Source organism: Streptomyces sp. CB02923, from assembly GCF_001905005.1.
Taxonomy (GTDB): Bacteria; Actinomycetota; Actinomycetes; order Streptomycetales; family Streptomycetaceae; genus Streptomyces.
This window is the reverse complement of the sequence record NZ_LWKZ01000023.1, coordinates 441,418-454,998: the sequence shown is the minus strand read 5'-3', so window position 1 is coordinate 454,998 and position 13,581 is coordinate 441,418. Positions and strand designations below refer to the sequence as shown.

Here is a 13,581-nt window from a genome sequence, read left to right as displayed (position 1 = left end):
GACCAGGCGCTCTCAGGTGCCGGGCGGCCCGCCCGCGCGCCGCAGTGCCAGCTCCGCCAGGGCCTCCGGGGCTCCGGCCTGCCCCCGGACGCCGGGGAAGGCGTTGATGTCCACGATGAGCGGTGAGCCGCCGCCCGTGTCGATGACGTCCACGCCGTAGACGTCCAGCGCGAAGACCTCACCGACCCGGCGCACCATGGCGGGCCAGCCGGACGGCAGGTCGTCGAGGGCGAGCGAACGCGTGGGGCCGCGGCCGTCGGAGGAGAGTTCGGAGCGGCGCAGGGCGGCGAAGAGCCGGTCGCCGACCGCCCACAGTTTGTGGTCCCAGCCGCTGTTCGGGGCGAAGTCCTGGACCACGACCGGCTCCTGCGGCAGCGCGGCGGCGAGCCTCCTCAGCTGTACGTCGTCGTCGAGGCGGGCCACCAGGTCGCGCTTGCGGCTGTGTTGGCTCTTGACCACCACGGGGCCGGGGAGCCCCGGCCCGTCGGCCAGTTGGGCGAGCGAATCGAAGGTACGGGTGTGCGCGAAGGGGAGGCCGGCTTGCCGGGCGCGTCGCGCCATCGCCGTACGGTCCTGGCAGAGCGTGGTGGCCGCGACCGAGTTCACGACGGGAACACCGCGCCCTTCCAGAACGCGGGCGAAGGCGAGGGCCCGTGGCGTACGCGCCTTCAGCAGGTAGACGTCGGCGGTCGGCCCGGGAGCGTCGCCCTTCACGTCCGGATCCAGCGTATGCACGTGGTGCGCGGGGCCGAGGAGAGCGGTGGCGGCAGCCAGCAGCGGATGGCTGGGATCGCCCGTTATCAGGCCGATCCTCATATGCTCTCCCCCGCCGCGGCGGGTACGTGCAGCGGTCCCGGGGGCGTGAACTGCGGGGCCATCGGGGCCATCGGGGCCTGCGCGGGATGCGGGCGGGCCGCCGCCGCCGGCTCGCCGAGAGCACCGCACTGTTCCTGGCCGTCGACGGTCAGCCCGGCTACGGCGGGCACCTGGCCCGCGCGGGCCAGGCCGAGCACGGCACGCGCCACCCGCGCCACCGCGTCCGGGACCTGCCGGAAGCTGGGGAAGTCGTTGACATCGACGATCACGGGGCCGTCGGGCCCCAGCAGGACGTCCACGCCGTACAGGTCGAGGCCGTAGACCGCCCCGACCTGCCCGACGATCGCCGCCACCTCGGCCGAGAGCGGCACGCGGCGTTCCCGTGCGGTCAGCTCCGGATGCAGCGGGGAGCAGCGCTCGGTGGCGTAGAGCTCGCCGCCGACGCAGTACACCTTGACGTCGATGCCCGAATTGGCCACGTACGGCTGGGCGATGAGCAGGCCCTCCCGCGCCAGTTCGGGGGCCATCGCGGCGAGCCGGTCCGGCGACGCCACCAGGTGCACGGCCCGCCCCGAGCTGCCGTCGGCAGGCTTGACCACCAGCGGGTACTCCGACGCCGGGAGCTCCGCCAGCAGTTCGGGCCGCGCGGCCGCGTAGGTGTGCGGCATGGGGAGCCCTCGGCTGCGGCCGATCGCCGCGGCCAGCGCTTTGTCCCGTACGCGCCGAATCGACCGGGCGTCGTTGACCGTCGTCATCCCGGCCGAGGCCGCCGCTTCGAGCAGGGTGAGCCCCGGCCCGCCGGAGACCGTCTTGAGCACCCAGGCGTCGTGGGACCCCGCGCGTACCGCCTCGGTCATGTGCAGCAGGGAGCCGCCCGGCCGCAGCACGTCCACCTGGTGCCCCCAGGACGTCAGCTGACGGATCACCTCGTTGGGCATGCCGTCGTGCCGGTAGTGCTCCTCCACCAGGAAGCAGAGTCTCATCGATCTTCCTTGTAATCCGCCGAGCCGGCCCGGCGCGCGTAGCGAGATCACAGGATGCCATGGCCGTTCGCCTGCGCTCTCCCCGGTGTTCTCCCCGGACGCCGGGCGATCCGCTTCCCCCGGGCGTGGTGGCTGCCTCCTTCCGTCTCCTTCCGTCTCCTTCCGCGTGCTTGCGTGCGCGGGTGGCGGTGGCGGCGGTGCGTGCCCGGGTCCTCTCGCCGACCCTGGCACGTCGCGTCATCACGCCACCGCCAGGGCCGACATGTCACCGATCGCCCTTTTCCCCTGGTTTCACCCGTTGTTGCGCGTACGTATACCCCATGGCCCAATTCCGGCCGCAGAGCCCCTTCGTAGCGGAACACGCCCCTTCGACCTCGTAGGATTCCCGCCATAACACCACCGCCAAGGGGAGAGAACGCTGATGGACTTCCGGCTGCTCGGGCCGGTTTCGGCCTTCTCGGGAGAGGTGCGGGTGCCGATCGGCCCGCCCAAGCGCCGGGCCGTGCTGGCGCTGCTGGTCCTGGCCGAAGGCGCACCCGTGGGCGCCGAGCGCATCATCGAGGCCCTGTGGGACACCCGGCCGCCGACCCACGCCCGGACCATCGTGTACGGCCATGTGTCGGCCCTGCGCGGGCTGCTGCACACGGCTCCCGCGGTCTGCGTCGCCACCGAGGGCGGCGGCTACGCGCTGCAGGCCGCGCCGGAGTCGGCGGACGTCTGGCGCTTCCGCGAACTGGTCCGCCGGGCCACGGCCTGCTCCCCCGGCGAGGAGTCGGCCGCCCTGCTGCGGGAGGCTCTCGGGCTGTGGCGGGGCCGGGTGCTCGGCGGCACCGGTGACACGCCGCTGATGGCCGCGGCGGCCGAGCAGCTGGTGGAGGAGCAGCTGGACGCGCTGGAACACTTCGCCGCGGCCCTGCACGCGTGCGGCCGGGGCGCGGAAGCCCTCGTACCGCTGCGGACCGCCGTCGAACGCCACCCGCTGCGCGAGTCACTGATCGCGGCGACCGTCCGCTCGCTGCACGACGCCGACCGGCAGGCCGACGCCATCGACCTCTACCACCGCACCCAACGCCTGCTCTCCCAGGAGCTGGGCGTCGGTCCCGGGGCCGCGCTGTCCGAGGCGTATCTCGCCATCCTGCGTTCCCGGCCGGCCGCCGACCGGCCGGCGCCGCTGCCGTCGCCATCGCTGCCATCGCCGTCGCCGTCGCCGTCGTCATCGCCGTCGTCATCGCCGCCTGAAGCTCCGGCGCGACAGCCCGCACCACCGCCCGCCGTCCCGGACGCTCCCCCGCCGCCCTGCCTCCTGCCGCGCGCTCCGGCCGGTTTCGTGGGCCGTACGGACGAGCTGGCGCGGCTCACCGAGACCGCGCGGGCGGGCAACCCGCCCCTGGGTGTGGTCACCGGCCCCGCCGGGGTCGGCAAGACCTCGCTGGCGGTCCACTGGGCATACGCGCACGCCGGTGACTTCCCCGGCGGCATCCTCTACGCCGACCTGCACGCCACGGAACCGGACGGCACGAGCCCCCAGCCGGCCGGTGTCCTGCACGACTTCCTGCAGGCGCTCGGCGTCCCCGAGGAGCGCCTGCCCGCGGACGCGCGCGCCGCGGAACACCTGTACCGCTCGCTGCTCGCCGGACGCCGTGCCCTCGTCCTGCTCGACAACGCCCGCGACTCGGCACAGGTGCGTCCCCTGCTGCCGGGTACGCCGGGCTGCGCCGTGCTGGTCACCAGCCGCAACCGGCTGGAGGGGCTGGTGGCCACCGACTGCGCCCGGCTGCTGCCACTGGAACGGCTGGCGCCCGCGGACGGCGTACGGGTCCTGCGTACCGTGATCGGTGACGCCCGGGTGGCCGCCGAGCCGGACGCCGCGGCGGAACTGTCCGCCCTCTGCGACGGCCTGCCGCTGGCGCTGCGGCTGGCGGCCGCGCGGCTGGCCGCACGGCCCCGGCTCTCCCTCCACGCGATGGCCGGCGACCTGGTCGACGAACACCGGCGGCTGTCCCTGCTGGCCGGCGAGGACTTCGGAGTCGAGGCGACGCTGCGCCTCAGCGTCCAGCAGCTGCCGCCGGCCGGTGCGCTGCTCTTCCGCCAGCTGGCGCTGCACGTCGGGTCCGAACTCGACAGCGGTGCCGCGGCGGCGCTCAGCGGCCTGCCGCCCGCCGAGGCCGACGCCGCCCTGGATGAGCTGGCCGCCGCCCACCTCGTCGAGGAGTGGGCCGGTGGCCGGTATCTGATGCACGGTCTGACCAGGCTGTACGCCCGTTCGTTCGCGGCACGGGCCGACGCGGCGGGGCTGCACCGGCTGCTGGTGCACTACCTGTCCGCCGCCCAGGCCGCCGCGACGGCGGCCGAACCCGGCAGCCAGCCCTGCTCCGCGCTGCCCCCGGGGGTGACCCCGCCCGCCGCGCCACCGGTCTTCGCCGACCGCGCCGGTGCGATGGCCTGGTACGTCACCGAGCGCGCCAACCTCACCGCGGCGGTGATCGCCGCCGCCGACGCCGGGCACGACGACCTGGCCTGGCGCATCGCCGTACAGTTGTGGCCCCTCGTCGTCCGGCAGGTGCACGACGGCTGGGAGCCGGCCCTCGAACGCGGCCTGGCGGCCGCCACCGCGCTCGGCGACCCGGACGCCGAGTCCCGGCTGTGCTCGCTGCTCGGCTGGGTCCTCACCGAGAACGGGCAGCACACCGCGGCCCTGGAACACCTGCGCCGCGCACCGGACCTGGCCGTACAGGCCGGGGACCCGCGCGGCCAGGTGATCGCGCTGATCAACTGGGCGGCCGCGCTGGAGCGCGCCGGCGACCTGTCCGGCGCCGGGACCCGGCGGGAACGGGCCGCGCGGATGGCCCACGCCCTCGAACACCCGCACACCGAGACCCTGGCCCTCTACCACCTGGCCGCCCACTGCCTCACCGTCGGCCGTCCCGACGAGGCGCTAACCCACTGCCGGCAGGGCCTGTCCCTGGCCCCGGACGAGCAGTCGGACGAGCGCCGGGCGCTGCTCCTCGACACCTGCGGCAAGGCGCTGCAGGCCCTCGGCCGGGACGGTGCGGCCCGGCGCTGCTTCACCGAGGCGGCGGCCCTCACCGGATCACCCGGGACGGACGAGGGGACGGCCGCCGGACCGGGCGGCCTCGCCCTGGGGGACGGGGGCCCGTCCGGTGGGAACCTTCGCGTCGTCGCGAGCTGAGAGCGCGCGACGCGGGGTACGGGCCCGAGCCGGGAGGGAGCGCTCCGGTCTCAGTGGCGGAGCGGGGACAGGCAGAGTTTGACGTAGCCGACCTCGCGGCGCCGCTCGGTGTACTCGTCGAGTTCCGACGGGCACTTGCCGTTCGGCCCGGGGTCGACCTGGAGCTTGTAGTCGGCCTTGGCCTCGTCGCATCCGATGGTGAAGAGCACGGGGTCGGCATGGGTGCCGCGGTTCTCCAGGCACTCTCCGACCCTGGCCTTGCTAGCGGTCCGAGGCGACGGCTTGCCGTCGTCGGTCAGGGCGGTCAGCCCCCAGAGCCCACCTCCGACGACCGCGATGATGCCGACGGCGATGAGCGGACGCAGCCACGTGCGCCGGGTGGGCCCGGTCGGTATGAACACCGGTGTGCCCGGCTGCGGCACCGGCGCCTGCCAGCCGGGCTGGCCGTGCACCGGCTGCTGGCCGTAGACCGGTTGTTGCCCGTACACCGGCTGCTGCCCGTGCACCGGTTGTTGCCCGTGCACCGGTTGTTGCCCGTACACCGGCTGCTGAGCCTGCCCCGGCTGCTGGCCGTAGGGGTACGGAGCTGCCGGGGGCGGGTTGTAGGGGCCGGGGGCGGGCTGACCGTACGGAGTGGGGCCGCCGGGCGCCGGGCCGTTGGGCACGTTGCCGTTCGGCGCGTTGCCGTTGGGCGGTGGTGAGTACGCGGACATACAGATCCCCCAGTTACCGTGCTGCTCCACCGGCGTGCCGGTGCGAAGGTGCGACTTCCGGTAGAGCAGGTTACGAGACGCGCGGCGCGCACCGGACAGCGGTGGACCCTTCAGGGCCGGAGCCGGAGAATCCGGGGCAGGAGAATCCGGTACCCGCCGGCTCTCTCCCTCCGCATCACTGTCCAACCGTCAAAACGGAACCTTGGATGCCCACGGAACGCACCGTAGGTTTCTTGTGCTTTCCGGTACTCCTGCCGCGTCGTGTCACGGGGAGTTGAAGTCGACCGGCCGACCGCACTCCGGTCCTTTCGGGGCCGTGTGCGCTCCAGGGGTGGAATTCCGCCTTCCCCTGCGTTTTCCGGGCCGGCGTATCGCCGGGTATGCGGCAGCCGTATTCATGTCCGCACCGATGGTCCCGTGCCTCGGCACGGAAGAAGGGATTCTCATGTCATCCGGGCCGAGGCATCCGGACGTGTGCGTCGTGGGAGCGGGGCCGGTCGGCCTCACCACCGCCCTGGGACTGGCGGTCGCGGGCGTCTCCGTGACGGTCCTGGAACGCGCTCCGGGCCTTGCCGAGTCCGCCCGTGCACTGGTCCACCAGTGCCACACGCTGGAAGGTTTCGCGCGGCTCCAGGTGCTCGACGCCATCGTGCGCGACGGCACGCCACTGCGCGGACGTGATTTCGTGGTGCACCGCACGGGCGAGCGCATCCGCCATCCGATGCCGGACGTCCGTACGGCCGCCGCCCCCGCCCACAACCTGATCCTGCGGCAGGACGCGCTCAGCCGCATCCTCTACGAACAGCTGCTCCGCCTGCCGGGCGCCGAGGTGCGCTTCGGCTGTGCGGTCGACGGCGTGCGTCAGGACGGCGGTCGGGTCCGCGTCGACTATACGCACGGGGACTGTACGCAGCGGCGGGGCCGCGGGCGGGTCGAGGCCCGCTGGGCCGTCGGCGCGGACGGCGCCCGCAGCGCGGTGCGGAAATACCTCGGTGTGGGTTTCGAGGGATTCACCTGGCCGGAGCGCTTCGTCGCCACGGATATCCGCTACGACTTCGCGGCGCACGGTTACGCCGACGCGAATTTCCTCATCGACCCGGACGACGGGGCGATCATCGTGCGTATCGACTCCGGAAACCTGTGGCGGGTGGCCTGGACGGAGGACGCGTCCCTTCCGGAAGAAACCCTGCCGCAACGGCTGCCGGACCGTCTCGCGCGCATTCTCCCGGGGCCGCAGCCTTACGAAGTGGTCGCGCTCGCCCCGTACCGCGCCCATCAGCGGACCGCCGAACGGTTTCGCGCGGGCCGGGTCCTGCTGGCGGGCGACGCCGCCCACGTCACCAACCCGACCGGCGGCATGGGCCTGACGGCCGGACTGCACGACGCCTTCCCGCTGGGCGAGGCGCTGGCCGCCGTCCTCCGCGGGCAGTGCGGCGAGGACGTGCTGGACCGCTACGCGCACCTCAGCCGCGAAGCGTTCCGCACGCGCTTCTCACCGATCGCGACCGGGATGAAGCGTCTCGTCTTCGATTCCCGCGACCCCGCGCGGCTCGCGGAGGCCCTCGTTCCGCTCCGCCGCCAGGCGGCCGACGAGGAACTCCGGCGCTCCCGGATCGCCGCGCTCCGCTCGCTCATGCCGGTCTCGCTGCTGGACGGCGGGCGGCCCGCCCGCCACCGCCAGGACCGCGGCACCACGGCCGCCGGCCACCACTCAGGACCACAGGAGAGGCAGACAGCACCATGACCTTGACGCAACCGGCCGCATCCCGCAGGTGGAGCGGCTTCGCGGAGCTCCACGCGCTCCAGCGGGAACGTATCGGCACGGCCCTGCGCCAGGCCGCGAACGCCCCTTTCTACCGCGACAGGTTCCGCCTGCGGCAGGGCGGGACGATGCCCGGCAGCCTCGCCGACGTGCCGGTGACCACCAAGGAGGACCTGCGTGCCGCCTACCCGTTCGGGATGCTGGCGGTGCCGAGGGAGCGGGTCGCCACCTACCACGAGTCCAGCGGGAGTTCGGGCCGGGCGACGTCCTCGTTCTGCACCGAGGACGACTGGGCGGACATCGGTGAGCGCTTCAACCGGATGCCGGCCGGTATCGGTGCCGCCGACACCCTGCTGGTGCGCATCCCGTACGCCATGGTGCTGGCCGGGCACATCGGCCACCACGGCGCCCGGATGAGGGGCGCGACCGTGGTGCCCGCCGACAGCCGCAGCTTCGCCACCCCGTACGCACGCGTCGTCCGGCTGCTGCACGACCTCGGTGTCACCCTCACCTGGTCCAATCCCACCGAGCCGCTCATCTGGGCCGCCGCGGCCCGCGCGGCGGGGCTCGATCCCCGCACCGACTTCCCGCGGCTGCGCGCGCTCCTGGTGTGCGGCGAGCCGCTGAGCGACGCGCGCCGCGAGCGGCTGGGCGAGCTGTGGGGCGCGTCCGTGATCGAGGACTACGGCGCCACCGAGGTCGGCCCTCTCGCCTCCGCCTGCCGCTTCGGCCGCCGCCACTTCTACGCCGACCGTGTCATACCCGAGGTCCTGGACCCCGCCACCGGGGAGTTCGCTCCGGACGGCACCGGTGACCTCGTCATCACCCCGCTGTACCGCGAGGCCATGCCGCTGCTCCGGTACAACCTGGAGGACCACGTCCACCTGAGCCACGAGCCCTGTCCCTGCGGCAGCTGGCTGCCCGTCATCCGGCTCGCGGGCCGCGCGACGCAGGCGTTCGCGGTCGCCGGACGACGCGTCTCCCAGCTCCAGCTGGAGGAGCTGGTGTTCCGCCTGCCCGCCGCGTACGGCGTGCTGTTCTGGCGGGCGCGGGCCGAGGCGCAGCGGCTCGTCGCCGAGGTGGAGGTGGCGGACGCGCACGCGGCAGACGCCTGCGCCGGGCTGTCCCGTGCCGTACGGGACCACTTGGACGTGGACTGCGAGGTGACGCCTGTGCCGCCCGGCACCCTGATGCCCGGCGAGGTGCTGTCCGCGCCGGGCGACGTACTGAAGCCCCGCAGCCTGTTCGGCCCGGACGAGGACTGGTCCCGTGGTCTCCTCTACTACTGACGCGTCCCCCGCCGCCGGGTACGGGCTGGCCACGCTTCCCTCCTCCACCCGCATCCTCCTGACCGGGGACGGCGCGACGACGGTCATGCTGGAGGCGCTGCTCGACGTACCGCTGCGGGTGCGGGTCGTCGAGCAGCGGGTGGTGGACACCACGGTGGTGCCGCCCGCGATCCGCCGGGCCCTCGCGGCCGAGCACCTGCCCCGGCTCCTGGAGCGGCTGTCCGAGCTGGTCGACCCGGCGGGCCGGCCGGTCAGCCGTAACCGCGTCGTCTCCGCGGTGGCCGCGACGGGACAGCTGCCGCCGCCGACGGATCCGACGCCCCTCGGTGTGCGGTTGCGCGAGGAACGCCGCGCGCTCCACCGGGAGTTGCTGCGGTGCGGTGTCGCGTACACGCCCGAAGCGCCGTGCTTCGGCCGGTGTGCCTTCAAGGAGTACGTGATCAGAAGCCCGGACCGGTATCCGGTCTACGTGGCGGAGCGGTTCAACCCGGCGGTGGTGGGAGTGGCATGACCGCCGGGTTCAGCGGGCGTTACAGGCACCCCCGCGGGCAGCGTGGCCCCGGCGTCCCGCAGGTGGGCGAGGGCCGCGGCGAAGGAATAGCAGTCGAAGAGCGCCGAATGCTCTGATCCGGCCGCGGGTTTGGGCAGGCCGAGCACCTGCCACAGACGCCCGACGTTGACCGGCGCCGTCACGGGCGCGACGGCGTTCAGCCAGGGGCGGATGTTGGAGAAGTGGGCGTCGAGGTAGCTGTGCTTCAGCTCTTCCCCGCGCGCCCGCACCCACCCCACGTTCTCCCCGAGCACGACCATGTCGTTGCCGTAGGAGAGCACGGACTGTCCCTTGCAGAACCGCAGGAAGTCGCCGAGCGCTTCGGCGGGTGCCCGCCCCTCGCGGTCCACCGTCTCCTGGTCGATGCCGGTGAGGCCGGTGAAGTACGCCGACAGCCGCGGGTTGGCCACCGGCCGGATCAGCGCTTCGTACTCCTCGACGACGTTATGGTCCTCGCTCATCCGCAAGGCGCCGATCTGCACGATTTCACGGAGCTGTCCGGGCTCCGACCAATCCTGCTCCAGCGCTCCCGGCCACGAGGTGAATTCAAGGTCGAATACGACGAAGGTGGACACGAAAGAACTCCCTTTGCCCAAAGCGTTTCACCGGCAGCGCACTTGACCGGAACGGTCGGCATCCCCTGCCGCAGGTCCGAACGGCATCCTGCCCCGGCGGCGGCCAGGAGTCCACAGCCGCCGGGCCGCCCGCAAAGGGCCGGTCAGCGCCGTTGCAGAACCTCCTTCGCCTGTTAACGAGGTGTGCAATCTTCGTTGCCTTGTACATCAAGGGCTGTCTCCTACCGTCGTCGGCGAGGAACCCGACCACCCGTCCATCTCGACACGGGAGTCATTGGTGACCACCACTTGCGTTTCCCCCTTGGAGACAGCCGACCGCGTGGCCTCGGAAGGCTGGGCCATCGCCGAGAACCGGCTCGGCACGGACGAGATCCACACCGCCCGGACACTGATCACCGCGCATTTCCGGGAAGGCCGGGGCGTGGCCATGGACGGGGCCAAGGTGCAGCCCGCGGCCGCCCACTTGGTGCCGGGACTTTCCTGGCTCTACGCGCACCCACAGGTCATCGAAACCGCACGGGCCGCCCTGGGCGCGCGGGACATCACCTTCACCGGCCACAGTGACGCCCATCAGGGATTCACCCCGGGATGGCACAAGGACAGCGGCAGCGAATCCCTGGACGACCCGCTCTGCGGATATTTCGAGGAAAGCCCGGAAGCGCTCTTCCAAGGGCGCCCCGACGTCGTGAAGGTGGGCATCTACCTCCAGGAATCCACCAGCGTCAACTGCCTGCGCGTGGATCCCGGTTCGCATCTTCGTCCGCACCTGCAGCCGGTACGGCCCACCGAGGTGCTGATGAAGGCGGGTGACCTCGTGGCGTTCGATGTGCGGATCACCCACGCCGGAGCGGTCGTCCCCGATCCGGATTCACCGGAGCTCGAAGTGCTGCGCGAGCGGATTTCGGCTTTCGTCACCTTCGGCCGGAGCGGGCGGCGCACCACCCGTTTCGCGCGGGCCAACATGGCCAGGCAGAAACGTCAGGTCGGCCTTTCCGAGGGGTCCGGCCTGGCCATGGACCACGGCCACGCGGCCCTTCTCACCGCACAGGGCGTTCCTTCCTGGGACGGGAGTTGAGCCCGTCTTTTCCCGTTCGGGGCTGGGTGGGGTGGGCGGCCGGATCGCTCACCTATGTCGTCGCCCTCTTCCACCGGGGCAGTCTCGGTGTCGCCGGGCCGATGGCCGCGGACCGCCTCGGGGTCGACGCCACGGCGCTGTCCGTGTTCAGCGCGGTGCAGCTCGGCGTGTTCGCCGCCACCCAGGTCCCGGTCGGCCTGTTCGTCGACCGCTACGGCCCGCGGCGGATGCTGACCGTGAGCCTGCTGGTCATGGCGGCCGGGCAGGCGATGGTGGCCGGCGGCGAGAGCTTCGCCGCCGTGCTGCTGGGCCGCGCGCTGCTGGGCTGCGGTGACGCGTTGGTGATGATCAGCGTGCTGCGCCTGGTCACGGCGTGGTTCCCGGTCGCCCGTACGGCCGTGCTCGCCCAGGTCACCGTCGTGGTGGGCACCGCGGGCGGTCTGGCGGCAGCTCCTCCGCTGTCCGCCGCGCTCCGCGCCTTCGGGTGGGAACCCGTCTTCTTCGCTGTCGCGCTGGTGACCGCGTGCCTGACCGTCGCCGTGTGGCAGGCCGTCCGTGACACGCCGCCCGGCACTCGTCTCCTGCCCCTGGGGGGCATGGCCGGAGGCAGCAGCCCCGGAAAGCAATTGGCCGGAGCCTGGCGGCAGCCCACGACCCGCCTGGGTCTGTGGCTGATGTTCACCGTCCACTTCCCGGTCCAGGTGTTCGTGCTGCTGTGGGGCTTCCCTTTCCTGACGCAGGGCCAAGGGCTTTCCGAGACCACCGCCAGTTACGTATTGGCGGTGCCGCTGATGGTGACCATGGCACTCGGCCCCCTGTTCGGCGTGCTGTCCGGACGGCGCCCGCAGTGGCGCATTCCCCTGGTATTCGGCATCGCCGCCGCGACCACACTGACCTGGAGCGCCGTACTGCTGTGGCCCGGTACGCAGGCGCCGCTCCCCGTCCTTTTCCTGCTGGCGGCCGTCCTCGGTCTGGGGAATCCGGCGGCGGTGTTCGGCCTGGACATCGCGCGGTCCGGTAGCGCGCCGCACCGAGTCGGCGTGGCGTCGGGCATCGCCAACAGTGGTGGCTATACGGCTGCTTTGCTGGCCATGGTGCTCATCGGCGTCACTCTCGACAGCACACACGCCCCGAACGCCGCGCCGGGCCTTGCGGACTTCCGTATCGCGCTGGCCACCCAGCTCCTGATCCAGGTGTGCGGTGTCGGCCTGCTGGTCCGGCATTTGCGCACGTCCCGGACCCCATGTCCGCAGGCGTGGCCGACGACGATTACGCCGCCGAAAAGCCGGGGCCGATGGCCACGTGACGCACCTGCTGTTCCGGCAAGGCGGGTGACGCAGCGGAGATGCCGGGGCCGTCCGTAGCGCTGCGGTGGTGCGTCCGGCAATACCCGTCGCGTACCGCCCGGTATCCGGGCAGGTGGACGGTGTTCAGCAGTTGCGCCCACCGGGCCGCATTCGTCTCGATTCGCCGTACGGCACGATCGCGGGCGGCCGGGGTGGTGGCCGCGGCGAGCTGCCGGGCATGCGCCCACGCCTGTTCCCGCCACATGTGGAAGAGCTGGCCGGCGGTGTGACCGGCGATGGGGTTCCACCGCGCGTCGGCGAGGGCCAGCACCGGGTCGTATCGGTCGGCGATCTCCTGGACCGCGGGTGCGTACGCGCGGTCCAGAACCGCCTGCATGCGGTGGTAGTCGGCTTTGCGTGACGCGCCTCCGGGCCGGGTGAGTCCGAGGGAGGCCAGGACGTAGGGCATGTCCCGCTGGATATGGGCGTTGGCGCCGAGCAGGACGTCCTGTCCCGCGTTCGCGTCGCCCGTACGCGCGGCCTCGAAGGCCGTCTTCCACGCCTGCGGAACGGCTTTCCCCTCCCGGTCCGCGTGATAGGCGTCCAGATACAGGTTGACGAATCCGGTGTTGAGATCCCCGGCCAGCCAGGCAGGTTCGTCGAAGGAATCCGGTTTCGCGGCGGCCGCTTCCAGCGCGCGCTCAAGACGGACGTAGATCACGGGGAAAGGGGCACGGTGATCGCAGCGCAGCTCATCCCGCACCCGGGTCAGGGCGCGGCGCGCCTCCTGCACGCAGCCGACCACCGGCCCCTCGCAGGAAAGGCGTCGGGGATCGTCTCGCGGTGGGGCGGCGAGGGCCGGTCCCCCGGCCAGAAGTACCGTCCCTGCCACTGCCGCGGTGGACAGCTTGCAGAACGCGCCACGCGTTCGGGCCATGGTCCCCCACCTCCGCTTCACCGCACCTGCTGCACTTCTCCCGTCCACTGAACGATCTGACGCGACGAAGGTCACGGCGACGGCCCGGCGAAGCGGCGCGTCCGGCTCACGAAACGGCGCGCCCGATTCGCAAGGAGGCCGTCCGGCTCACGAGGGCGCTGCTTCGCCTCACGAGGAGGCCGCTTCGCCTCCGCGGCCGTGTACGGCGAGGGCGGCCAGGGCGAGGTCGCCGTCGGTGTGCCGGGTGGTCACGCGGAAGATGTCGTTCACGATCGGTTCTCCGGCGTCCGGCCGGCGGGGCGACGGTGCGGGTGATGGCGGTGGCGCCGGCCACGGCCGCATCCGGCCGCCTCGGGCCGGGCCGGCAGTGCGGCGCACCGCCGAGCATCACGCCGCCCACGGCGC

At 72.7% G+C, this 13,581-nt stretch carries 11 protein-coding genes; 6 read left to right on the top strand and 5 right to left on the bottom strand.

The window, feature by feature from the left end; translation table 11 throughout:
* Positions 1–12: 12 nt before the first annotated feature.
* Both A6A06_RS20545 and A6A06_RS20540 read right to left on the bottom strand, forming a co-directional pair.
* Entirely contained in the window at positions 13–816 is an 804-nt protein-coding gene (locus A6A06_RS20545; RefSeq protein WP_073762739.1) for an ATP-grasp domain-containing protein, read from the bottom strand.
* Complete coding sequence (locus tag A6A06_RS20540) at positions 813–1,799, bottom strand: ATP-grasp domain-containing protein (protein ID WP_079194168.1); 987 nt, start codon at positions 1,797–1,799, stop codon at positions 813–815. Before A6A06_RS20540 ends, A6A06_RS20545 begins: the two co-directional genes overlap by 4 nt.
* 421 nt (positions 1,800–2,220) lie before the next feature.
* On the opposite strand from A6A06_RS20540, the gene A6A06_RS20535 reads away from it, so the two are divergent.
* Positions 2,221–4,989 (top strand): AfsR/SARP family transcriptional regulator, encoded by a 2,769-nt coding sequence (locus A6A06_RS20535; RefSeq protein ID WP_073762738.1) that lies wholly within the window; start codon positions 2,221–2,223, stop codon positions 4,987–4,989.
* A gap of 50 nt (positions 4,990–5,039) precedes the next feature.
* Here the strand turns inward: A6A06_RS20535 and A6A06_RS41855 are convergent, their stop codons facing one another.
* Positions 5,040–5,702, bottom strand: coding sequence for an LppU/SCO3897 family protein (locus tag A6A06_RS41855; protein WP_206780368.1), 663 nt, complete (start codon positions 5,700–5,702; stop codon positions 5,040–5,042).
* Positions 5,703–6,147: 445 nt separating this feature from the next.
* Between A6A06_RS41855 and A6A06_RS20525 the strand changes: the two genes are divergently transcribed.
* Genes A6A06_RS20525 through A6A06_RS20515 form a run of 3 tightly spaced genes read left to right on the top strand, consistent with a single transcriptional unit; the run spans position 6,148 to position 9,264 of the window.
* Positions 6,148–7,446 (top strand): FAD-dependent oxidoreductase, encoded by a 1,299-nt coding sequence (locus A6A06_RS20525; protein ID WP_199931019.1) that lies wholly within the window; start codon positions 6,148–6,150, stop codon positions 7,444–7,446.
* Positions 7,443–8,753: a phenylacetate--CoA ligase family protein gene (locus tag A6A06_RS43530; protein WP_073762736.1), complete on the top strand. Its 1,311-nt coding sequence runs from the start codon at positions 7,443–7,445 to the stop codon at positions 8,751–8,753. Before A6A06_RS20525 ends, A6A06_RS43530 begins: the two co-directional genes overlap by 4 nt.
* Positions 8,734–9,264, top strand: a complete 531-nt coding sequence (locus tag A6A06_RS20515) for a hypothetical protein (protein WP_073762735.1) — start codon at positions 8,734–8,736, stop codon at positions 9,262–9,264. Before A6A06_RS43530 ends, A6A06_RS20515 begins: the two co-directional genes overlap by 20 nt.
* Here A6A06_RS20515 and A6A06_RS20510 read toward each other — a convergent pair.
* Positions 9,219–9,878 (bottom strand): 3'-5' exonuclease, encoded by a 660-nt coding sequence (locus A6A06_RS20510; protein WP_073762734.1) that lies wholly within the window; start codon positions 9,876–9,878, stop codon positions 9,219–9,221. The genes A6A06_RS20515 and A6A06_RS20510 overlap by 46 nt on opposite strands.
* A gap of 277 nt (positions 9,879–10,155) precedes the next feature.
* Between A6A06_RS20510 and A6A06_RS20505 the strand changes: the two genes are divergently transcribed.
* Positions 10,156–10,953 (top strand): phytanoyl-CoA dioxygenase family protein, encoded by a 798-nt coding sequence (locus tag A6A06_RS20505; protein ID WP_199931018.1) that lies wholly within the window; start codon positions 10,156–10,158, stop codon positions 10,951–10,953.
* Positions 10,950–12,317 (top strand): MFS transporter, encoded by a 1,368-nt coding sequence (locus A6A06_RS20500; RefSeq protein WP_199931017.1) that lies wholly within the window; start codon positions 10,950–10,952, stop codon positions 12,315–12,317. Before A6A06_RS20505 ends, A6A06_RS20500 begins: the two co-directional genes overlap by 4 nt.
* Here the strand turns inward: A6A06_RS20500 and A6A06_RS20495 are convergent.
* Entirely contained in the window at positions 12,223–13,176 is a 954-nt protein-coding gene (locus tag A6A06_RS20495; protein ID WP_199931016.1) for a DUF5995 family protein, read from the bottom strand. The two genes, A6A06_RS20500 and A6A06_RS20495, sit on opposite strands and share 95 nt — an antisense overlap.
* Positions 13,177–13,581: the final 405 nt, after the last annotated feature.

Excerpts from the sequence above, each read along its gene's own strand:
- A6A06_RS20545 (WP_073762739.1), bottom strand. The coding sequence starts at position 816 with ATGAGGATCGGCCTGATAACGGGCGATCCCAGCCATCCGCTGCTGGCT.
- A6A06_RS20540 (WP_079194168.1), bottom strand. The coding sequence starts at position 1,799 with ATGAGACTCTGCTTCCTGGTGGAGGAGCACTACCGGCACGACGGCATG.
- A6A06_RS20535 (WP_073762738.1), top strand. The coding sequence starts at position 2,221 with ATGGACTTCCGGCTGCTCGGGCCGGTTTCGGCCTTCTCGGGAGAGGTG.
- A6A06_RS41855 (WP_206780368.1), bottom strand. The coding sequence starts at position 5,702 with ATGTCCGCGTACTCACCACCGCCCAACGGCAACGCGCCGAACGGCAAC.
- A6A06_RS20525 (WP_199931019.1), top strand. The coding sequence starts at position 6,148 with ATGTCATCCGGGCCGAGGCATCCGGACGTGTGCGTCGTGGGAGCGGGG.
- A6A06_RS43530 (WP_073762736.1), top strand. The coding sequence starts at position 7,443 with ATGACCTTGACGCAACCGGCCGCATCCCGCAGGTGGAGCGGCTTCGCG.
- A6A06_RS20495 (WP_199931016.1), bottom strand. The coding sequence starts at position 13,176 with ATGGCCCGAACGCGTGGCGCGTTCTGCAAGCTGTCCACCGCGGCAGTG.